The sequence below is a fragment of the Bacillus cereus group sp. MYBK220-1 genome, from assembly GCF_051916445.1.
GTDB lineage: Bacteria > Bacillota > Bacilli > Bacillales > Bacillaceae_G > Bacillus_A > Bacillus_A cereus.
In genome coordinates, this window is the sequence record NZ_JBQAGQ010000002.1 from 1110685 (window position 1) to 1133202 (window position 22518).

The following is a 22518-nucleotide window of genomic DNA, read 5'->3' on the forward strand; positions in this document are numbered from 1 at the left end:
CTATTTTTTTGTTAGATTGCAGGTGTATATGATTGTTACGAATTAAAAATGAATTTCATATTATACATATAATGGAGGGGATGTACATGAAGGAGCAATATAAAATCATTGTTTTAAGTGATGAGTTATCAGGGGAGAGGATTCGAAATACGTTAGACAAAAATAAATGTAAAACAATAGTTCATGTTGTAGACGTTTCAGATGTTGTTCGTATAGAAAGTTCTTTTCAATATATAGTCATTTGGAGAGGGGACGCAGAAAAACTTACAAATGACTTGATAAATAGGGGCGTGCAAAGTTCAAAAATTATTAATTTAACAAAATACATGTATGAATGGAAGGATAAATTAATTTCTATCTATCAAATAAATCCGGATCTTATGTCTTTATACATTTCTATGAAAAAAGCAAAGAGTGATCCGACGTATGAATTGTTTGCTACCGGTTTGTCTTATCCACATTGTGGCATAAGTACGGAGCTTCTCTCAAAAAAGTCAATAAAATTAACACTTCCATCGCAAGATCTATACTATGATTATTTAATAGCGTCACAACTTTTATCAAACAATCATTCATTTCAATATTGTTTAATAGGAATAGCCTATTTCTCGTTTTACTTTGATATGTCGTTATCATCTGAATCATATAGAATTCACAAAGTATATTATCCATTGTTTCAAGATGGTCATCATACTGTAGTTCATTCTCCTCTACCCACTGATGGATTCTCACATCTAAATACTCCGAAACCACTTCTTTCTATTTTTAATTTGCATTTTGAATATATTTTATTAGACGAACTAAAAGATGAATCATTGACGCTGCCTTGGATAAATGCTGAATGGAATACTACTTCTCTTCATATTCCTTTTGAAGAACACGGGAAAATAAGAGCAGCTTCACATGCTAAATTGGCGTATCCTCATACTTTAGTTGAAAATAAAATGATTTTTAAGAAATATTTAGAATTACTGTTAAAAAACGATATAAAGCCATTAATTGTTGTGTTCCCTGTTACTTCACATTATTTCAATTGTAGTAGTAAGAAATTAAAAGAAGATTTTTATAAAGTTATAAATGATTTTCAAACTCAATATTCTTTTCAAATTATAGATCTATTTGATTCGCCATTATTTTGTGACGATGATTTTTATGATAGTGATCATATGAATAAAAAAGGTGCAAATAAAATTTCCGCATTATTAAATATGTTTATTCAGGAACGAAAAGTATGATATTTTGTTTCATGTTTGCATAAAAGTATATAGGCTCCATACAGTTAAAGTAATGTGATTTTTGTGTCGCGTATATAAATAATATGCGAAGAGGTGAGAGAGTTAAAATGAGAACTCGTATTGAAAGAACTGAAGAAATGGTAGAGCAACTTCCGTTGGTAAGTGTATTAATTCCTACGTATAATCGTCCTAGTTACTTTGAAAAGGCGTTATGTAGTGTGTTAGAACAAACGTACCCTAATATAGAAATTATAGTTGGAGATGACAGCACGAATGATGAAACAGAAAAATTGTTACAAAAATACTTATGTGATCATTCAAATATTATTTATATAAAAAATAGGTCAACTCTCGGACAATTTGAAAATGCGTTAATGTTATTTAATGAAGCGAACGGTGAGTATATAAATTTTTTAATGGATGATGATGTATTTCATGTGAATAAAATTGAAAAAATGATGAAGTATTTTTTCAATGATTTAGATAATGAAATTAAGCTTGTAACATCTCATCGTCAAGTCATTGATGATAAAGGGAAAGAACTGCGACATATTTATTCGACTGTCCGTTTATTTGAAGAGGATACCATTATAGAGGGAACAGAATTAGGAAATAAGGTAATTGTGGATCAAAAAAATTATATTGGAGAACCGACAACAGTTTTATTTCGTAAAAATGATTTACAAGAACCATATGGGATTTTTGATAAGAGGCGGTATTTATGTAACGTAGATATAGCTTCATGGTTATCTTTATTAAGTAAAGGAAAAGCAGTATATATAGCAGAGACACTGAGTTACTTTCGATTACATCCAGATCAACAGTTAAATGAATCTAATAAAATGATGGATGGGTTAGAAGATTTTTCACACAGTATTATAGCAGGAGAACAATATGGTTTCTTATCCACCGAAAAAGAGTTAGACAAAGCGATAACTAATTTTCTAGATTATGCAAGAAGGATAGTTCCATCATCAATATTATATACATTAGACTATTACCAAAAAATTAGAGCGAAGAAAATAAACATAGAAAAGAAAAAACAACATATAAATAATAATTCTTCATTACCGAAAGTAAGTATACTTATTCCTGCATACAATAGACCTTATTACTTGGAATTAGCACTCAACAGCGCTTTGAATCAAACATATGAAAATATTGAAATTATTATTTCTGACGATAGTACAAATAATGAAGTCAATGCCATGATTCAACCGTACTTACGTGAATATAAGTGTATTACATATGTTAAAAATGAAACGCCGTTAGTTGCCGAAAACTTTAATAAGTGTGTAGAACTTGCGAACGGGGACTATATAAACTTTTTATTAGATGATGATTTATTTCATCATGAAAAGATCGAGAGAATGATGAAATACTTTTTGACGTTAGAAAATATTTCATTTGTGACGTCATATCGTGAACTGATTGATGAGAATGGAGAGATATTACCACCTTCAACATTAAATATGAAAATCGCGAAAGAAACTACACTTTTTGAAGGAAAAGAATTAGGAAATTATATGTTAAAAAACTTAAAAAATGTAGTTGGTGAGCCGACAACTGTTTTGTTTAATCGGGATTTGTTTGACGGGAAGTTTGGATATTTTAAAGGAAAGGCTTATTCTGCTATTAATGACATTGCAACTTGGCTAGATATGATGAGGAAAGGAAAAGTAGTTTATATGCAAGAACCTCTTAGTTATTTTAGACAACATAGTGGACAAAATCAAAAACAAATGCATTTTATTTTAATGACAATTGAAGAGTGGATTGAATTAATTATAGATGCATATAATAGTGGATTTTTAAGCTCCGAAAGTGAGTATAAAGAGAGTTTATCTTATTGTTTAGAAAATGCGGGATTTATAGTTAAGGATGCAGTAAAAAATGGCGAACTAGATCAAATTTATAATGAAAAGATAAAAAAAGGGTTAAACAAGTTAGTTGCTCATATGTTTGAGAAAGAATCTTGTTATTGTCAATATTGCAATCAACAATTTGAAAAATTTTCACCTTGGCCAGCGCATTATGATTTTCCGAAATATAAATTTGAGATGTGGAATAAAGATACAGGGATATGCCCAGTTTGCAATTCGATGGATCGTGAAAGATTGTATCGTGCGTACATTGAAACGGAAACGGACTTGTTAAATAGAAACTATACAATGCTTCATATTGCACCTGAAGCGAAGTTAAGAGATTGGTTTAACGAGTATAAAAATATTACGTATGTATGTGGTGACTTAGAACCAAAGGATCCATTAATGAAGGAAATTGATGTTACAAGGATTACATATGATAGTAATACTTTTGATGTAATATTATGTAGCCATGTGTTAGAACACGTTCCTGATGATGACAAAGCAATGCGAGAGTTATATAGAGTGTTAAAGCCAAATGGATGGGGAATTATTCAAGTACCGATCGTAATGAATGTAGATTTTATTATAGAGAATGAATTAATTGTAACACCACAATTGAGGAAATTAGCTTTTGGTCAAGAAGATCATGTGAGAATTTACAATCAATCGGGATTTATTCAACGATTAATGAATGCAGGATTTAAGGTAGAATTATATAACATAGCGGAAAAACAAGGAATGAAAAGTGCTAGGAAGTTTGGATTATCTGAAACAGATATGCTCTATATTGTCCGAAAATGATAGGAAGGAATAGATAGATATGGAGAATATTCCTTTTTTACGTGCTTCAACTGTACCTGTAAGTGAGTATTTGGACGAATTGAAGGAAATTGATACATCTCACATATATACGAATTATGGACCTATAAATCAACGTTTTGAGGAAACAATTATGTCGTCATTTTTTCAAAACAGGGGAGCTGTTACAACAGTAGCAAACGCAACGTTAGGGTTAATGGCGGCTATTCAACTAAAGAAAAGAAGAAAGGGAAAGTATGCTCTCATGCCTAGCTTTACATTCCCTGCGACTGCCTTAGCCGCTATTTGGTGTGGATTGGAACCGTACTTTATTGATATTTCAATAGATGATTGGTATATGGATAAAACCGTACTTTTGGATAAAATAGAAGAATTAAAAGAAGAGGTTGCGATTGTTATCCCGTACGCCACTTTTGGATCATGGATGAACTTAGAAGAATATGAAGAACTAGAGAAGAAGGGGATTCCGGTTGTCGTAGATGCGGCGCCGGGATTTGGATTAATGAATGGAGGGATGCATTACGGTCAAGATTTTAGTGGAATGATTGTATATAGCTTTCATGCAACAAAGCCGTTCGGAATTGGTGAAGGAGGGCTCATATATAGTAAAAACGAAGAAGATATACAACGTATTAAAAGAATGGGGAATTTCGGATTTGATAAAAATCGTGAATGTACGATGATGGGGTTTAATTGTAAAATGTCTGAATACGCAGCAGCTATTGGGATAGCGACTATAAAAAAGTGGGATCAAAAATTAAAAGAACGCAGCCGTATTTCTGAATGGTATAAACAGTTGTTACAAAATACTGGGTTAATGAAAAAAGGGTGGAAAGTCCAAAAGACAGAAGCGGTTATTCACCAATTTATGCCTATCATTTGTCCAGAAGAAGTTCGCAATATACAAGTAATAGAAGAACTGAAAAAACAGAAAATAGAAGCTAGATTATACTTTTCACCATCTTGCCACCAACAAGTTCTTTTTAAAAACTATAAGTCTACAGATTTAACAAAGACGAATAAAATAGCAAAACGAATCGTAAGTTTACCTTTATGGGAAGGAATGACGAAAGAACTAGTAGAGCAAATTGTAATCTGTTTAGAGCAGAAGGTGGTGTCGGTAGATGAATAGTTTTTATAGTCAAGAAGAACTAAAGCAAATTGGATTTTTATCTGTTGGGAAAAATGTATTGGTTAGTAAAAAAGCAAGTATATATAATCCGAGTGCTATATCAGTTGGCAATCATGTAAGAATTGATGATTTTTGCATTTTAAGTGGTAAAATCACAATTGGAAGTTATTCGCACATATCAGCGTATACAGCGTTATATGGAGGGGAAGTTGGGATTGAAATGCATGATTTTGCAAACATCTCAGCTAAAACAATCGTATATGCAGTACTTGATGATTTCAGTGGAAATACATTAATGGGGCCAACCGTCCCGAATCAATATAGGAATGTGAAAGCAGAAAAAGTTATTTTAAAAAAACATGTGATTATTGGTGCCAATTCTATTATTTTTCCAAATGTAATTGTAGGAGAAGGTACGGCAGTCGGCGCGATGAGTATGGTAAAAGAGAGTTTAGATGATTGGTATATTTACGCTGGAATTCCCGTAAGGAAAGTAAAACCTCGTCAAAAAAAGATGCTAGAGTTAGAAATTGATTTTTTAAAAAGCATTCATTCTTAACAAAAAAGAATGAATGCTTTTTATTTTTATCCCGCTATTTGCCGATAAAGATTCGACTGGTGAGGGCTAATTAAAGTTTCACTTTATGATAGAGCAGAGTGTATCTTAACTTATTATGTTTTAAATTTTGCTGACCAAGGCAATACTGAGCCATAGTGAATGTAAAGTTGGAGGGCGAGCGTATATGTTTGATGAGGATGGGATTGTTTTAATTATGGAACCAGCTGATGAAAGAAACTTGAGGAGATTTATTTTTTCAGTGCCAAAGTCAGTGTATGAAAAGAAGGGGCTTACATTACACTATGGAACAGCTATAGGACAAGGATATATGGATATAATTGAAGATATTATAAGCGTACATATAGAAATAGATGTTGTAACGATAATAGGGCATGTAAGAGGATAAATAGCTATTTGAAAAAGGTTATAAACAATTTAGCTAGAAGTTATGTATAGAGAAAATTACAGACAATGATAAAGACGAAGGGGGTCTAAAATGAAAATAAAATCAATTTTATTAGTATTTATAGTTTCAATTGGTTTAATGGGATGTTCAATAGTGGAAGAAGGAAAGAACTCCATAGATTATGCTCAAAAGGCGACAGACTATGTAAATGAAATAAGTGCATTTGCAAATGATGCACCAGCATTAGCAGAAAAGGCCGTTAATGATAGCGAGGCTCGAAAAGAATTAGAAACGAAGCTTAGTGAAATTAAACAAGATATACCCGCATTCAATGAATTAACGCCACCTGATGTAGCAAAGGATATTCATCAACAAATCGTCGGATATAACGAAAAGTTAAATGCGTTAATTGATACGGCGATGACAAAGATAGAAGAAGGAAAAGTGGATGTAGAGCAATTTAAAAACTCCGAGCTTATGCAGACGGTAGATCAAGTTCGAGATTTGAAAGATAAAGTGCAAAATTTAGGTCAATAGTAAAAAGCTCCGTTTGTGATAAACGGAGCTTTTTACTATTGGATACAATAAACGATTACACCAACGATAATAATCATGTTGCCGATGAGTTTACGTTTCGTTATTTTTTCTCCTAGGAAATACCAACCGAAAATTAATATGATGATATAACTTAAGGATTCTAATGCTGATGCTTGTTTTAATGCCATGCCCTTCATGGCGATAACATTTAATCCGGCGTTAATTACAAATAAAGAGTAGCCGATAATAACATAAGGATTCACATATTCTTTTATTCTAGAATCGTATTGTTGCAAAGTAGCTTTTTTTAATAATATTTGTGAGTAATTAGCTAAAATTATCCCGAAAATAAATAATAACATATAACTATTCATCTTTTGTCACCACCACAATTCCGACGATAATAATAGCTGCACCAAGTAAATGATTCCACTGAATCGTATCTCCAAATAGAAATACTGACCAAAGCATTGACCACAGTATAATAATCCCGCGATGTGAATATGCTTTTGAAATTTCGAAATGTTTAATTACTTGTTGCCATAAAATTGCATATCCGAATAAAAGTATAACTAATCCGAAATAAGCAACAAAAAATGAGATGGAAGCAATGGGGAATTTAGCTGCCCATTTCATGTAAACCATAATGATAGAATATATCAAAAAAGCTACATGTAAAAATACGTAATTTTTAATAGTTGGTTTCATTTATTCACTCTCTTTTGCATATAAATATATATTTATACCTAATTTTTCTAGTGTTAGATATTGGAACATATTTTGTTTAATCTTTCACATTCCAAATTATATAGTATCATGGCTTTTATTGTAAAACAATAGAAGCTATGCATTCATTTTTTCCAAGGTTCTACAATATGTATCGTTTTATTTGTTGCATCCAACTCTACTTGAACACCGATAGGCATGGTAATCATTGGATGTGTATGACAACAATCGAAGTCAGCTAGAAAAGGAATTCTTTGATTTTGAAGTACTTCTAGTAGTATTTCAAAAGGTTTTCGATTTGTACCACAATCATCAAATTGCTCATGTTTTCCAAGAATGATACCTGAAATTTTATCGAATACACCGTTAATTTTAAGTAATGAAAAGCTTCTTTCAATAGTAGCTGCATCTTTTGAACTGTCCTCAATGAAGAGAATGTCGCCTTCTTGAATATGTGGCATATAGGGGCTACCCCAAATTCCTTGTATCGTGTTTAAATTCCCGCCAATAATACGCCCAGTAGCTTTTCCATCAATTACTGAAATCCAATCGTTTGGTCGAAGTTCTTTCTCCTTTGTCTTTTCTTCCCAATTAATAAATTCATCTGACCAAAATAATGGTTGTTTTATATGATAAGGAAGAGAATGATCATGTAGTAAAGTTTCAGCGAAATATTTGTATGTGCAATCAACAAAAGGTTCAAATTCGCCAAAGGAAGGGACGAGAGCTGGTCCATAAAATGTAGGGATTCCTGTTTTGGTGTAAATTGCTAGTAATAAAGCAGTTGCATCTGAATACCCAATCATTATTTTAGGGTTCTTTAGAAAAGCATCATAATCAATATAAGGTAATATTGAATTTGAATTCATCCCACCAATTGTTGACATAATACAAGAAATATTAGGATTTCTTATTAAGACATTTAGCTCCTCAGCACGCTCTTGTATACTACCAGAACGATAAAAATCATATCGACCTGTTAATGAACCTTCTAATATATGAAACCCTTTCTGTTGTAAGTAAGATTTTGCTCGTTCAAATCTCTTTGGTGAAGTGTAGGTTACTGGTGAAGAAGGGGAGTAAATCCCAACTGTGTCTCCGTATTTTAATGATTTTGGAAGTAGCATTTGTATGAAACCCTTCTATTAAATAGTTTATCTCGCTATTTGACGGGTAGCCTGATTGGTGGGGCTGATTAAAGTTTCGCTTTATTTACGAGATTTTATTATTAAATATTCTTACGTTTCAATATTGTAAGTTTAACATAAGTAAATTAAAATAATCATTGCTGTACTATGAATAAATATACCTTTTACCTTGACTGTATAAAGGAATTGTTGATAAGGTTAAATGTGAGTGTATAAAAGGTTTGCTAAAGGAGTTTTGAAATGAATCGGTTAAAATGGGGAAGGATGACAGTCCTATTAGTCATTATTTTAGGGATATGTTGGTTCTTATTCCAAGGAAATCAAAAGAGCATAGCGAATGTAGAGGGACAACCTTTGCAAGTGGCAGAACTACCTAAAGCAGGATTTACTGAAAAAGTAGTCCCGCCAAAGTACATCCCACCAGAAATTAACGCAAAAGCAGCTATGATTATCGATGCGAGTGATGGAGATATTATTTATCAATATAATGAAAATGAAGCTTTTGCACCGGCTAGTATGTCTAAGATGATGACAGCGTATCTCTTACTAGAGAGTATACATAACGGGAAAGTTCGCTGGGAAGATCCAGTAAAAATGAGTGCGAAGGCGGCACAAACAGAGGGAGCGAGAATCCCAGTACAAGTTAATGATACATTAACTGTTAAAGATTTATATCATGCATTAATGATTGAGTCAGCTAATAATTCAGCTGTGGCTTTAGCAGAACATATGGCAAAATCGGAGAAAGATTTCGTTCAGCTTATGGATGCAAAAGCGAAACAGTTAAAAATGTCGGAACATGCTAAATTTGCAAATGCTTCTGGATTACAAGAGCCAGATGGAAGTGAAACAAAAATGACGGCTGCTGATGTAGCGCAATTGGCATATCATCTTATAAAAGATTATCCGGAAATATTAGAAGTGACTCACTTACGCCAAAGTCAGCTAGCATTTAATAATATTAATGTTATAAGCACAAACGACATGTTAAATAAAAATAATAAAAGTTTATATATAGAAGGAATGGACGGACTAAAGACTGGATTTACAGATAGTGCAGGATACTGTTTTACTGGGACTGCAAAGCAAGGTGATAATCGAATTATTACAGTGGTCATGGGGACATCAAGTAAAACAAAACGTTTTACAGAGACAAATAAGTTAATGTCGTATGCATTTGGATTAGTTAATTAAGTAAGTAAAATACGAATCTAGATCGCTACATAAGTAAGACTGTTTGTTGTTACTAATTTTAGATAACAACAAACAGTCTTTTTATTTTTATTTTAAAAAGGAAAAAGCTTCTAAATACAAGTGTTATCATTTGAGTTTATTTGTTGCTGTGATATTATAAAGTTATAAGCTTATTAATAATAAGTTTGAGGGGCGTAATATGATATATACATATGAAATAGCCTCAATTGAAAATTGGAGGGAATTATGATGGCAAAAGATTTTTACTCAGCAATTGAAGACAGAAGATCTATTTATGCAATTAGTAAAGAGCAAGTAGTTTCTGATGAGAAAATTCAAGAAGTGATTTATCATGCTGTAAAACATACACCTTCAGCTTTTAATTCTCAAAGTGCTCGCGTTGTTGTTTTATTAGGAGAACAACATGATAAATTATGGGATATTACGAAAGAAACGTTACGAAAAATTGTACCTGAAAATAACTTTGCACCTACTGAAGAAAAAATGAATGCATTTAAAAGTGGTTATGGAACGGTTTTATATTTTGAAGACAGTGAAGTAGTGGAAAGCCTTCAAGCTAACTTTGCATTATATAAAGATAATTTCCCAACTTGGTCTCAGCAATCATCAGGAATGTTACAATTTGCAATTTGGACAGCTTTAGAAATTGAAGGGTTTGGTGCTACGTTACAGCATTACAATCCACTAATTGATGAAGAAGTGAGAAAAGAGTGGGATGTTCCAGCAAATTGGAAACTCACTGCGCAAATGCCATTTGGTAAACCGGTAGTACATGCTGGTGAAAAAGAATTCCAACCGTTAGAAAACCGTGTGAAAATTTATAAATAAAATAATTTGATAAAAGGTGAACAGGAATATAACCTGTTCACCTTTTTTTATACGTAATAAGGGTTTTTTGTCCGGCATTTTTCATCTGATTTTTTAATTCATTTTTACGTGTTTCAATAGCTGATACTTTTTGTAATGTTATCATTGAAACGAATTGAATAAAAGTATAGTATAGCTCTATGTTTTTTTGTATTGGATCATCTATTATATTTCTCACAAATATGCCTCCTCTTTTTATTCCAATAAAACTCCGCATCAATGGGCAGCCCGAGTGGTGAGGGTTAATAATTAGCGGAGGATGTATAAAACCCTTCCTGATTAAAGTTTCATTTTATAAAATGAAACTTTAATCAGTTCGCTAAAATTCTTTTTTATTAAGATATGTATATAATACTATAAACATCCTATAAATTCCATTATCGGAAAAAGAGAACAGTTGGTATAGTGTGTGTTTTCTTTAAAGGAGAAATGGCTTTTGTGAAATAAATCTTACAATTCGTCAAATTATTTCAAAATTGTAGATAGTATAGAAATTTAGTTTTCTAAAAATATTATACTATTGATAAATAGAGTGATTTTTGTCATGATGAAAGTATACTTCATGTAAGGAGCTTTATAAGGAAATACATGCTTGAGTTTGTATTAGGTTAATAGAATTTTTTATAATAGATAGAAAAGGGATATTTTATATTAAAATATTAAATAGAATGTCGAATTTTCATGCGATATATAAGGAATTTGAAAAAACCATTGCAGAAACACTGTGTTTAATGATAAAGTTCACATGAAGTTCACACGGATTTCACTTTGTTCATTTAAAATGAACTCTGTGTGAAAAATAAAACTCTTGCTAAAAAATGGAACTGGATGAATATTTTACTTTGATAATATTGTAAAGTATTAAAGTTTTAGTTTTTTTTAAGAGGATAGTAGGGAAAGGAAGTAAAGACAACTTATGAAAAAAGTAATTGCAGGTTTAGCAGCAGCTTCTGTAGCTGGCGTTGCAGTTCCAGGAATGGATTCTGCTCATGCACAAGTTTCAAATGAAGCGCTAAAAGAAATTAATGGACAAACTCAAACTCAAACTCAAACTCAAACGACTGTAACTGAAACAAAAACTGTAGAAACAACTTCTGAATTAAAATACACAGTAACTGCTGATGTATTAAATGTTCGTTCAGGTGCTGGTACAGGACATAACGTTATTTCTAAAGTAAAATCAGGCCAAGTGCTACAAGTAGTTGGACAAGAAAATGGTTGGTTCAAAGTAAACGTAAATGGTCAAACAGGTTATGTAAGTGGTGACTTCGTAACGACTGGTGGCAAAACAGGAACGACTGTTCAACAAGGAACAGGTACTTACACAGTAAACGTTTCTTCACTTAACGTACGTACAGGCCCAAGTACATCTCATACAGTATTAGGTTCTGTAAACAAAGGTAAAACAGTACAAGTTGTAGGTGAAGTACAAGATTGGTTTAAAATCAACTTCAATGGTGGAACTGGATACGTAAGCAAAGACTTCGTAACAAAAGGTGGTTCTGCTGTATCTAACGAAACAAAACAACCAACTACAAACAACAATACTACAACAGTTCAAACTGGTGGTTCTTATGTTGTTAACACTGGTGCTTTAAAAGTACGTACAGGCCCAGCTACATACAACGCTGTAATCGGTGGAGTAACAAATGGTAAAGTATTAAACGTTACTGGTGCTGAAAATGGTTGGTACAAAATTAACCATAACGGCCGCACAGGTTACGTAAGTGCAGACTTCGTTAAGTTTGTAAAAGGCGGAGTAAACAACGTTACAAATAACAATAATGTTACAAATAACGTTCAACAACCAGGTAAAGACGTACAAAAACCAACAACAGGTGGAGATACATCTTCAATCGCTGGATTCGCTAGATCTTTAAATGGTTCACCATACAGAACTGCTGGTACAACACCTGCTGGTTTTGACTGCAGTGGATTCATTCACTACGTATTAAATCAAACTGGTCATAAAGGCGCTCGTCAAACAGTTGCTGGATACTGGAGCTCTAAAACAAAAACTAGCAATCCACAACCAGGTGATTTAGTATACTTCCAAAATACTTATAAATCAGGTCCTTCTCACATGGGTGTTTACTTAGGAAACGGTCAGTTCATTAGTGCAGAAACAGATGCAACTGGTGTACGTATTAGTTCTGTAAGTAACTCTTACTGGAGCAAGCACCTATTAGGTTACACAAAAGCATACTAAGAAAAAGTAGTTTTATATACTTTTCGTATAGAGAAAAGGCTTTCCAAGGAAACTTGGGAAGCCTTTTTATAGTTGAATAAATTGGAAGTTTAATAGTTTTTATTTTAACTTTCCATTTAAAAATCGATCATATAAGTCATGGAAATAGTTAGGACGAAATAAGTTCGCTGCATGTCCTGCTAAAGGTATTTCCCTATATAGAACGTTAGGCAAAATAGATTTCAAATCAAATAGACAAGATTTATAGAGATGATCATGCTCTCCCATTACCCATAGTATAGGGTGAGGAAGTGATTTTAATTTAGATTTTAAATCGAATTCTAACCTATGTCGTAATGACTGGGCAATTATGGAGGAATGTAATTGTAATCCGAAACGGTAGTAAATATTTCTTGAAATGACTGCGAACGGATTTGCTTTTAGTATACCACTTGGAAAAATAGTATTTGCGTATTGAGAGAGCCATTTAGAGTATTCATCTCCTCGCTTCTCCCAAAAATTTTGAAATACATTATATAAACGAGAAGGGTTATTGTAATGTCCTCCAATATGACAAATACTTAATACTTTTTCTGGATGCATTTGTGCAAAAATTGTAGAGATGTAACAGCCGTAACTTAGCGCACAAATATGTGCTTTTTTAATACCTTCATGCTCATATAAGTTTAATAATTGATCTACGAGGCGCTGTAATGAAAAGTCGATTGCTTCTCCTTTATCATCACCGTGACCTAATAAGTCATAAGTTATAATGTTGTAGGAGGAAGAAAAACGTTTTTGCTCCTTTTTGAAGGCGCGACGATTGCCAACTAATCCATGAATAAAAATAATTGTTTCCTTTTCAGAATGTATATTTGTTTGCAAAAAGGATACTCCTTTCACTAACTGGAGATTTATATCGTGTTGTAAATTATTTATCTATAATTTACATAGAATAATATTAAGTACCAGGTAATAATATCAGATGTTTATACCTGTTGTAAAGATGAGTTTTTATGTATATTTTGTAAAAATAGAAAAAGTGTGTTTACATTCAGTTTACATTTGTATCGTATTCTAATTTTAGAAAGAACAGTTTGGTTTAACACGAGGAGATGAACAGGAATGGAAGTTAGAAATGAAATGAAGAAAAAAGGGAGTTGGAGGCAGTTTTTACGCCTTATTCAAGATACAAATCCTCCGAAAGGAATTTTAGTTTTTGCGTTATTAATGAGTTTGCTTTCTACGGGAGCGAGTTTATTTATTCCTATGCTTACAAAAGGATTAGTAGATAATTTTTCGCTTTCTTCAATTAGTGCAGGACAAATTGTTGGATTAGTTGCTTTCTTTGTAATGCAAACTATTGCGGCAGGGTTGTCTATATATTTACTAAATTATATTGGGCAGAAGATTGTAGCGGGACTAAGAGAACGTTTGTGGAAAAAGGTACTTATCTTGCCGGTATCTTATTACGATCAAAATAGAACAGGTGATACAATTAGCCGTATGACGAATGATACAGGTGTAGTGAAAACGTTAATTTCTGAGCATTTGTCAAACTTATTAACAGGTGGTATTTCAATTGTTGGATCGTTAATTGTATTATTTGTTTTAGATTGGAAAATGACTGCGTTACTTTTAACGGTTATTCCGTTGTCTGTATTAATTTTAGTTCCACTTGGACGAAAAATGTATAAGATTTCAAAAGCGCTTCAAGATGAAACGGCATCTTTTACAAGTGTGTTAACGCAAGTGTTATCAGAAATTCGTTTAGTGAAATCTTCAAATACAGAAAAAAGAGAATATGAAACGGGTAACACAGGTATACAAAAGTTATTACAATTTGGTTTGAAAGAAGGGAAAGTGCAAGCATTAATTTCGCCAGTTATGTCGTTTGTTTTAATGGCACTACTTGTTATTATCGTAGGATATGGCGGGATGCGAGTTTCTAGCGGTGCATTAACAACCGGTGAACTTGTAGCATTTATTTTGTATTTAGTTCAAATTGTAATGCCGATGAGTCAATTATCTATGTTCTTTACACAATTCCAAAAGGCAATTGGTGCAACGGAAAGAATTAGTACGATTTTAGAATATGAAGTAGAAGATCATGAAACTGGTGTGAAAGTGACAAATGCTAAGCAACCGATTGTTCTTGAAAATGTACATTTTGAGTATAACGAAGAAGAGCAAGTTTTGAAAAATATTGATTTCACAATTGAATCTGGAAAAGTGACAGCGATTGTAGGACCAAGTGGTAGTGGGAAAACAACGTTATTCTCATTATTGGAACGTTTTTATGAGCCAACTAGTGGCGCCATTAAATTAGGGGAAGAATCAATTACGAGTTATTCATTAGAGTCATGGCGACGTCAAATCGGTTACGTATCACAAGATAGTCCGTTAATTGATGGAACAATTCGTGATAATATTTGTTACGGTGTTGAAGGCGAAGTAACGGATGAAGAAATTGAAAAAGTAGCTGCAATGGCATATGTTGATGCGTTTATTCATGACTTACCAAACGGTTATGCAACAGAAGTTGGAGAACGCGGTGTGAAGCTTTCTGGGGGACAAAGACAGCGAATTGCTATTGCCCGAGCGTTACTTCGAAATCCGCAAATTCTTATGCTCGATGAGGCAACTTCAAGCTTAGATAGTAAATCTGAGTCTGTCGTTCAAAAAGCATTAAATAACTTAATGAAAGGCAGAACAACATTAGTGATTGCACATAGACTTTCTACTGTTGTAGATGCAGATAAAATTATCTTTATTGAAAAAGGGAATCTTACAGGTAGTGGTACGCATGATGAATTATTACAGACGCATGATATGTATCGTGAGTTTGCAACGCAGCAATTGAAAATTAAAGAGGGTGCATTATAAAATGAATCATCAGTGGGATTTTACTCCACTGATGATTCATTTTTAAAAAATATATTAGATGCTAAGTAGAAAGGAAATGGTTCCTTTGATACCTAAAATTTTAATAGTAGACGACGATCCACACATTAGAGAACTCGTTTCTGTATTTTTAGAACGAGAAGGTTTTCAAACATATGAGGCAATTGATGGAGTAGATGCACTTCAGAAAATGGATGACGTAAAAGTCGATATGGTTATTCTTGATATCATGATGCCAAATATGGATGGATTTGATGTATGTTTTGAATTAAGAAAATACTATGATATCCCGGTTCTGATGCTAACTGCCAAAGGAGAAACATCACAAAAAGTAAAAGGATTTCACCTTGGGACAGATGATTATCTTGTAAAACCATTTGATCCTATAGAACTAGTAGTGAGAGTAAAGGCATTATTGAAACGTTACCAAATTACAGTTTCGCAATCGATTCAAGTTGGAAATGTATTATTAAATCGTAAAACATTCGAAGTTACATCTGGAGAACAAACGGTTACGTTACCGTTAAAAGAATTTGAGCTGCTCTTTACTTTAGGGGCTAAATCGGGAAGAACTTGTTCGAGAGAGCAATTAATTGAAGAAATATGGGGATATGATTTTGAAGGGAATGAACGTACACTAGACGTTCATATTAATCGGTTACGTGAGAAGTTTCAAGAAGAGCAATCGAAATTTAGTATTAAAACAATAAGAGGATTAGGGTATCGCTTAGAGGTAAGTAAATGAGAAAAAGAAAACGAATGAGTAAGTTGAAGATGCTGAAAGTATTTGGAGCAGTATTAGCGCTCTTTTCTATTCTTACTATCATTTGGTCTATCGCATTTTATGTAGCAACTAGTTTATTGAATGCTTTTGACGTAAACGTATCGCCGTTTGTTGCCTTTCTAATTAGTGATATGGTCGGTTTTGTCTTTATTATTCTTATTTGGACATTGATTGGAATATTAATGAGACCAAAACGAGAGGCGATGATTTGGACTATTATTGAACCGATACAAAAAATTGCAAAAGGAGACTTCTCCGTAAAAATAAGAAATGAAGAAAAGTATGATGGTGAAATTGGCGTGCTCGTAAAAAGTATAAATGATATGACAGATGAACTGAATACGATGGAGAAAATGAGACAAGAGTTTGTATCGAATGTTTCTCATGAAATACAGTCACCGTTAACTTCTATAAAAGGATTTGCTAGAGCACTACAAGACGATAATCTTTCTGAGGAAAAAAGAAAGCATTATCTTACCATTATTGAAACTGAAACAACGAGATTATCTAAACTAAGTCAAAATTTACTAAAGCTAACTCTTTTAGAATCAGAGGAGTATACACCAGAAAGAGTGAGCTATCGATTAGATCAACAATTAAAGCAAATTGTGTTAAATAGTGAACCACTCTGGGCTGAAAAAGAAATTGAGTTAGAACTAGATTTAGAAAAAGTATATGTTATTGCTGACCAAGAAAGTATGAGTCAAGTGTGGATTAATTTAATTCATAATAGTATTAAATTTACTCCAAGCGGTGGTACGATTACTATTCAGTTAAAGGAACATGAGACAGTAGTGGAAGTGCGTATCCATGATTCAGGAATTGGTATATTAGAAGAACAGAAACAACATATTTTTGAGCGTTTTTATAAAGCGGATTCTTCACGAAATCGTGCCTATGGAGGAAGTGGCTTAGGTTTAGCTATTGTAAAGAAAGTACTCGACCTTCATCAAGGAGAGATAAAAGTGGAGAGTGAGGAAGGAAAAGGTACTGAATTTATTGTGCGTATTCCTAATTATGAAGAAAAATAGTGTAGTGATAAAGAACCATTTTTTATTTCATACGCAGACACTCTCTTATGAGAAGGGTGTCTTTATTTTGCATGAATAATGATAAATACGTGTAATGAATGCATAGTAATTTTCTACAGTTACCTACAAGTAACCTACGCACATGAAAGTGCATCATTGCCTTTTTACATAAACATAGATACAATTTTAATATAATACATAACTGAGATGATTAAGGAGTGTTATACTTGGCAGAATTATTACAAGGTAAAAATGCTTTAATTACAGGAGCAGGTAGAGGGATTGGTCGCGCTGTAGCAATCGCATTAGCGAAAGAAGGCGTAAATGTAGGCTTATTAGCTCGTTCAGAAGAAAACTTAAAAGCTGTAGCGAAAGAAGTAGAAGCAGAAGGTGTAAAAGCTGTTATTGCAACTGCTGATGTTTCTTCATACGAAGAAGTAACAACTGCGATTGAAACGTTAAAAAATGGTTTAGGATCTATCGATATTTTAATTAATAACGCTGGTATTTCTAAATTCGGTAAGTTTTTAGAACTAGACGTTGCTGATTGGGAAAAAATCATTCAAGTAAACTTAATGGGTGTATACTATGCAACTCGTGCAGCTTTACCGAGCATGATTGAACAACAATCTGGTGATATCATTAACATTTCATCTACAGCAGGACAAAAAGGTGCACCTGTAACAAGTGCATATAGTGCTTCTAAATTTGGTGTCCTTGGCTTAACAGAATCGTTAGCGATGGAAGTTCGCAAACATAACATTCGTGTAACAGCTTTAACTCCAAGTACAGTAGCAACTGATATGGCTGTAGATTTAGGATTAACTGATGGAAACCCTGATAAAGTAATGCAAGCAGAAGATATTGCAGAATTTATCGTAGCGCAGCTGAAATTAAATAAACGTACATTTATTAAATCTGCTGGGCTTTGGTCTACTAATCCATAGGAATTAAATTTAACTTTAAAAGAAGGGATATCTATTCTGTAAGGGGTAGATGTCCCTTCTTTATTTTTTGTATTCGAGACAGAATTTTCGGTATAATTAAAAGTGAATGGTAGAAAGCATTGGGAAATTGAAAGGGATGGCAGTTGTAAAAGAGTGATGTAAGGAGGAAAAAGGATGAAAAAGAAGTTTCAAAAATTATAACATGTATCGTGTATAACGAGATTAGCTCGTGGACCTCCAATATACATAACACTATATTATATATTAAAAAATTGGAGGATATAAGTAGATGAGAACTGAAAAAGAAATGTTAGACGTAATTATAAATATAGCAAAAGAGGATGAAAGAATTCGAGCAGTTATCATGAATGGATCGCGTGTAAATCCAAATGTGAAAAGAGATTGTTTTCAAGACTATGATATTATGTATGTTGTAAATGATATACAATCTTTTACGTCTAATCATAATTGGGTTCATAGATTTGGAGAAATAATGATAGTACAAATGCCAGAAGAAATGTCGTTAGTTCAACCAGATGAAGATGGGAAGTTTCCGTATTTAATGCAGTTCATGGATGGGAATCGGATTGATTTAACGCTAGTTCCAGTTGAGTTAATAAAAAAGTTCGTTGGACAAGATAGTTTAAGTAAACTGCTTCTTGATAAAGATAATTGTATGGAAGGATTCCCGCCAGCAAGCGATAAGGATTACTTAATAAAAAAGCCTACAGAAAAAGAGTTTTTGGATTGCTGTAATGAATTTTGGTGGTGTAGTACAAATGTGGCAAAAGGGTTATGGAGAGAGGAACTTTCTTATGCAAAAGGAATGCTTGAAGGACCAGTGCGAGATATGTTCATTGTAATGCTAGAATGGCATATTGGTATGAAAACAGACTTTACAGTTAATACAGGGAAGTTTGGAAAGCATTTCGAGCAATATATTGAAGAAGATATGTGGGAGCAATTTAAAAGGACATTTTCTAATGCTGAATATGAAAACATATGGGAGTCATTCTTTGTCATGAGTGATTTATTTAGGGAAGTGGCGAACGAAATCGCTAACACGTATGAATATCAATATCCGCAAGATGAGGATGATAAAGTGACGAACTATTTAAAACATGTGAAAGCTTTGCCAAAAGATAGTACATCAATTTATTAATAATATAAAGTAGTAAGACTGTCCTAATTAAGGACAGTCTTATTTTTGTTTATGAATAACAATTTCTCTAACAAAGTGCAGATGAATCACATATGAAAATTTAGGGAGGTTTTTTATCATGTATTATTTTTATTCGCCACAAATGTTTGCTCCATATCAATGGGGACTAGAACGAGATGTTTCGTATGCTTATATGCCATATAATTCATTTTATTATGGAGACTATATAAACTCATTGCCATACGCATATATCCCTCAAAATTATGAAGTACAAATGAAAGCATATGATCGTGGATCGTGGACACCATTTTCATGGGTTGAAAAATATGCGTACGCATTTTCAGGACCGTATAATAAAGCGGAAGTCGCTCTTACATTTGATGATGGACCAGATTTAGAATTCACGCCAAAAATATTAGATAAGTTAAAACAACATAATGTAAAAGCTACTTTTTTCTTACTTGGTGAAAACGCAGAAAAATTTCCGAACGTAGTAAAGCGTATTGCAAATGAAGGGCATGTAATTGGTAATCATACGTACAGTCATCCGAATTTAGCGAAAGTAAATGACGTTGAGTACCGTAATCAAATTATAAAAACGGAAGAAATATTAAAACGTTTAGCCGGCTATGCCCCTAAATTTATACGTCCACCGTATGGTGAAATACTTGAAAATCAATTGAATTGGGCAACTGAGCAAAATTTTATGATTGTACAGTGGAGTGTTGATACAGTTGATTGGAAAGGTGTAAGTGCCGATACGATTACAAATAATGTGTTAGGGAATTCATTTCCAGGTAGTGTCATACTGCAGCATTCTACTCCAGGTGGGCATTTACAAGGATCTGTTGATGCACTAGACAAAATCATTCCGCAGTTAAAAACGAAAGGGGCACGTTTTGTAACACTTCCAAGTATGTTCCAGACATCGAAAGAAAGAAAGTGAATGTGTTATAAATTGGAAAAATAAAGGTTGTGTCGTATAATGAAAGTGTAAGTTAGGGGGGTATAATTGATTGATGCACTCGTAAACATAGGAATAAGCATATTGATTGGTATTATTTTTATACTTGCGGCAATTATTCTTCAAAAAAATCCACCGACCGATATTAATGCGGCATATGGTTATCGTACGAAACGATCTATGAAAAATAAGGAATTATGGGATGCGGGTAACAGGTATAGTGTAGAAGTGATGAAGCAAAACGGATTTATCATGATGTTAATTGGAAGTGTTATTAGTATACTGTTTAGATATCCACATACAATAATAGCGATTATGGTGGTTATGGTATTGTTAATCATTCGCTTATTTATACGAGTAGAGAACAGATTAAAGACAATTGAACAATGATGATAAGGAAAATAGGACTCTCAGTCAATGATAGATAGGAGTCCTATTATATTTACAAACTATTATTTTTTAGTAGTTCTTTTCCTTGTGCAACAACAAATTCATAGTATGCAAGATCATACGGATAAATATCTTCAAATGTTATCGTAATCGGTTTATTGTTTAAGACTGAAATCGTTTTTAAAGATGAAATCTCTCCATTTAATAGTTGTAGAAAAGAAGTTGCATGTACTTTCATCACATCGTCTACTTCTTCACCTGGTGCGAATGGAAGTGGATTGATGACATTGTGAAAATACATATGACAAAATTCACGATCAGTAAGATTTGAAATTTCATAGTCTATTTTAAAGATTCCTTTGTATACTAAATCAGTAGTTTGAAAGGAAAGCCCCAATTCTTCTTCGATTTCACGAAGACCACCAATTTGTACATCTTCATCATGCATAATATGTCCAGCTGAAGTAATATCCCATATACATGGAGCTTCTTTTTTATTTTTAGAGCGTAACTGGAAATATAAGAATATATCTTTAGCATCTTTTTCTACAAACCAACAGTGAAATGTTTCGTGCCAATCACCGTCACGATGCACTTCATCGCGTAATTTCTTCCCAAGTGTATTTCTTTCAGAATCAAATATTGTTAACCACTCTGTCATTGTAATTCCCCTTTCTGCAAATTTTATTATACAATATTCGTATTGAATTTTGGGAAAATAAAGAAAAAGGGGCGATTATAAGTGGAGATAGAGCGTATGGAAATAAAATCGATTATTTCAACAGAGGAAGAGTTACGAAAAATATTGGGGCAACCAAGTGAGCGAGCATTGAAAAAAGTTATTTCATCATTAGACCACCATTGTGTAGATTTCCTTTCTAAATCTCCTTTTCTAGTATTATCTACTGCAAATAAGTTGGGGGAGTGTGACGCCTCGCCGAGAGGAGACGCACCTGGATTTGTATACGTACTCAATAATAATAAAATTATCATTCCAGAAAGACCAGGAAATCGTCGTATAGACTCCATTTTGAATATTATTTCAAATCCACGTGTAGGACTAATCTTTTTTATTCCAGGTCTTGGGGAGACACTCAGAATAAATGGCCGAGCATATATTACAAACGACGAAGAAATTTTGAAAGAAATGCAGGCGAATGGACGCAATCCGTTACTTGGAATTGTTGTTGAAATAGAAGAGTGTTACATTCATTGTGCAAAAGCGTTTATTCGTTCTAAGATGTGGGAATCAGAATCTTGGTTAAATAAAAAAGAGTTACCTTCAGCAGCAAAAATGTTGCTGGAGCATGCGAAAGTGAATACTTCAGAAGAAGATGTTGCACGTTCTTTAGAAGAAAGTTATACAAAAAGATTGTATTGAAAATTTTATTGATATAGTTTTGTAAGGTGGGTATGTACGGGTTTTAGAATGGGGAATTTATCCCGCATTAACGGGCAGTAAGATTCCTACCTCAAAATTCAGCGAAAACAAAGAAGTTAGGTGGGGATAAACAAAATCCCCACTGATTAAAGTTTCACTTTATATATGAACCGTTGATTTATAAACTGGAGAAATGACAAAATAGGTAAATTGAGTGGCAGTTGCATAATGTTATTGTGAAATATAATAAAAAAT

The 22518-nt window shown here is 33.1% G+C and carries 22 protein-coding genes and 1 pseudogene; 17 read left to right on the top strand and 6 right to left on the bottom strand.

Features of this window, described 5'->3' with window-relative positions:
• The first annotated feature begins 86 nt into the window (after nt 1-86).
• The 6 genes from ACTFRU_RS12640 (at nt 87) to ACTFRU_RS12665 (ending at nt 6556) form a co-directional block, all read left to right on the top strand.
• Nucleotides 87-1235 (top strand): hypothetical protein, encoded by a 1149-nt coding sequence (locus tag ACTFRU_RS12640; protein ID WP_290102319.1) that lies wholly within the window; start codon nt 87-89, stop codon nt 1233-1235.
• Between the two features lie 107 nt (nt 1236-1342).
• Entirely contained in the window at nt 1343-3904 is a 2562-nt protein-coding gene (locus ACTFRU_RS12645; RefSeq protein ID WP_290102320.1) for a glycosyltransferase, read from the top strand.
• Between the two features lie 19 nt (nt 3905-3923).
• Nucleotides 3924-5054: a DegT/DnrJ/EryC1/StrS aminotransferase family protein gene (locus ACTFRU_RS12650; RefSeq protein ID WP_000427964.1), complete on the top strand. Its 1131-nt coding sequence runs from the start codon at nt 3924-3926 to the stop codon at nt 5052-5054.
• A complete protein-coding gene (locus ACTFRU_RS12655; protein ID WP_001084193.1) occupies nt 5047-5613 on the top strand; it encodes an acyltransferase in 567 nt (188 codons plus the stop codon). The genes ACTFRU_RS12650 and ACTFRU_RS12655 overlap by 8 nt, the downstream gene beginning before the upstream one ends.
• A 184-nt stretch (nt 5614-5797) precedes the next feature.
• The gene (locus tag ACTFRU_RS12660) at nt 5798-6019 is read left to right on the top strand and encodes a hypothetical protein (protein ID WP_000459099.1); all 222 of its coding nucleotides are present in this window, start codon (nt 5798-5800) and stop codon (nt 6017-6019) included.
• A 90-nt stretch (nt 6020-6109) separates the two neighbouring features.
• A complete protein-coding gene (locus tag ACTFRU_RS12665; protein ID WP_000695199.1) occupies nt 6110-6556 on the top strand; it encodes a DUF6376 family protein in 447 nt (148 codons plus the stop codon).
• A gap of 35 nt (nt 6557-6591) precedes the next feature.
• Here the strand turns inward: ACTFRU_RS12665 and ACTFRU_RS12670 are convergent, their stop codons facing one another.
• From ACTFRU_RS12670 to ACTFRU_RS12680, 3 genes are all read right to left on the bottom strand, one after another.
• A complete protein-coding gene (locus tag ACTFRU_RS12670; protein WP_001089868.1) occupies nt 6592-6930 on the bottom strand; it encodes an EamA family transporter in 339 nt (112 codons plus the stop codon).
• A complete protein-coding gene (locus tag ACTFRU_RS12675; RefSeq protein WP_000805125.1) occupies nt 6923-7264 on the bottom strand; it encodes an EamA family transporter in 342 nt (113 codons plus the stop codon). The genes ACTFRU_RS12670 and ACTFRU_RS12675 overlap by 8 nt, the downstream gene beginning before the upstream one ends.
• 143 nt (nt 7265-7407) lie before the next feature.
• Complete coding sequence (locus ACTFRU_RS12680; protein ID WP_000926333.1) at nt 7408-8409, bottom strand: S66 family peptidase; 1002 nt, start codon at nt 8407-8409, stop codon at nt 7408-7410.
• A gap of 261 nt (nt 8410-8670) precedes the next feature.
• On the opposite strand from ACTFRU_RS12680, the gene ACTFRU_RS12685 reads away from it, so the two are divergent.
• Both ACTFRU_RS12685 and ACTFRU_RS12690 read left to right on the top strand, forming a co-directional pair.
• Complete coding sequence (locus ACTFRU_RS12685) at nt 8671-9624, top strand: D-alanyl-D-alanine carboxypeptidase family protein (RefSeq protein ID WP_001080870.1); 954 nt, start codon at nt 8671-8673, stop codon at nt 9622-9624.
• Nucleotides 9625-9870: 246 nt separating this feature from the next.
• Nucleotides 9871-10473 carry a nitroreductase family protein gene (locus ACTFRU_RS12690; RefSeq protein WP_290102321.1) on the top strand — a complete coding sequence of 201 codons (603 nt, stop codon included), beginning with the start codon at nt 9871-9873 and terminating at the stop codon, nt 10471-10473.
• 47 nt (nt 10474-10520) lie between these two features.
• Here the strand turns inward: ACTFRU_RS12690 and ACTFRU_RS12695 are convergent.
• Nucleotides 10521-10690: pseudogene (locus ACTFRU_RS12695) on the bottom strand (DNA mismatch repair protein MutT).
• 738 nt (nt 10691-11428) lie between these two features.
• Between ACTFRU_RS12695 and entFM the strand changes: the two are divergent.
• Nucleotides 11429-12721 carry an enterotoxin EntFM gene (gene entFM / locus ACTFRU_RS12700; protein WP_000755497.1) on the top strand — a complete coding sequence of 431 codons (1293 nt, stop codon included), beginning with the start codon at nt 11429-11431 and terminating at the stop codon, nt 12719-12721.
• 99 nt (nt 12722-12820) lie between these two features.
• Here entFM and ACTFRU_RS12705 read toward each other — a convergent pair whose 3' ends face one another.
• Nucleotides 12821-13585, bottom strand: coding sequence for an alpha/beta fold hydrolase (locus ACTFRU_RS12705; RefSeq protein ID WP_290102322.1), 765 nt, complete (start codon nt 13583-13585; stop codon nt 12821-12823).
• Between the two features lie 240 nt (nt 13586-13825).
• Between ACTFRU_RS12705 and ACTFRU_RS12710 the strand changes: the two genes are divergently transcribed.
• From ACTFRU_RS12710 to ACTFRU_RS12740, 7 genes are all read left to right on the top strand, one after another.
• Nucleotides 13826-15586 (top strand): ABC transporter ATP-binding protein, encoded by a 1761-nt coding sequence (locus ACTFRU_RS12710; protein WP_000453882.1) that lies wholly within the window; start codon nt 13826-13828, stop codon nt 15584-15586.
• An 85-nt stretch (nt 15587-15671) separates the two neighbouring features.
• Entirely contained in the window at nt 15672-16349 is a 678-nt protein-coding gene (gene hitR, locus ACTFRU_RS12715) for an envelope stress response regulator transcription factor HitR (RefSeq protein ID WP_000612413.1), read from the top strand.
• Nucleotides 16346-17419 carry an envelope stress sensor histidine kinase HitS gene (gene hitS / locus ACTFRU_RS12720; RefSeq protein ID WP_001231629.1) on the top strand — a complete coding sequence of 358 codons (1074 nt, stop codon included), beginning with the start codon at nt 16346-16348 and terminating at the stop codon, nt 17417-17419. Before hitR ends, hitS begins: the two co-directional genes overlap by 4 nt.
• A 227-nt stretch (nt 17420-17646) precedes the next feature.
• Nucleotides 17647-18366 (top strand): 3-ketoacyl-ACP reductase, encoded by a 720-nt coding sequence (locus tag ACTFRU_RS12725; protein ID WP_000818985.1) that lies wholly within the window; start codon nt 17647-17649, stop codon nt 18364-18366.
• Nucleotides 18367-18655: 289 nt separating this feature from the next.
• Nucleotides 18656-19528: an aminoglycoside 6-adenylyltransferase gene (locus ACTFRU_RS12730; RefSeq protein WP_001258539.1), complete on the top strand. Its 873-nt coding sequence runs from the start codon at nt 18656-18658 to the stop codon at nt 19526-19528.
• A 118-nt stretch (nt 19529-19646) separates the two neighbouring features.
• Nucleotides 19647-20474, top strand: coding sequence for a peptidoglycan-N-acetylglucosamine deacetylase (locus ACTFRU_RS12735; RefSeq protein WP_000291222.1), 828 nt, complete (start codon nt 19647-19649; stop codon nt 20472-20474).
• Nucleotides 20475-20540: 66 nt separating this feature from the next.
• Nucleotides 20541-20882 carry an SdpI family protein gene (locus ACTFRU_RS12740; RefSeq protein WP_000564329.1) on the top strand — a complete coding sequence of 114 codons (342 nt, stop codon included), beginning with the start codon at nt 20541-20543 and terminating at the stop codon, nt 20880-20882.
• Between the two features lie 52 nt (nt 20883-20934).
• On the opposite strand, the gene ACTFRU_RS12745 is transcribed toward ACTFRU_RS12740, so the two are convergent.
• Nucleotides 20935-21543 (bottom strand): NUDIX hydrolase, encoded by a 609-nt coding sequence (locus ACTFRU_RS12745; protein WP_000141378.1) that lies wholly within the window; start codon nt 21541-21543, stop codon nt 20935-20937.
• An 81-nt stretch (nt 21544-21624) separates the two neighbouring features.
• On the opposite strand from ACTFRU_RS12745, the gene ACTFRU_RS12750 reads away from it, so the two are divergent.
• Nucleotides 21625-22263 carry a pyridoxamine 5'-phosphate oxidase family protein gene (locus ACTFRU_RS12750; RefSeq protein WP_000402142.1) on the top strand — a complete coding sequence of 213 codons (639 nt, stop codon included), beginning with the start codon at nt 21625-21627 and terminating at the stop codon, nt 22261-22263.
• The last annotated feature ends 255 nt before the right edge of the window (nt 22264-22518 follow it).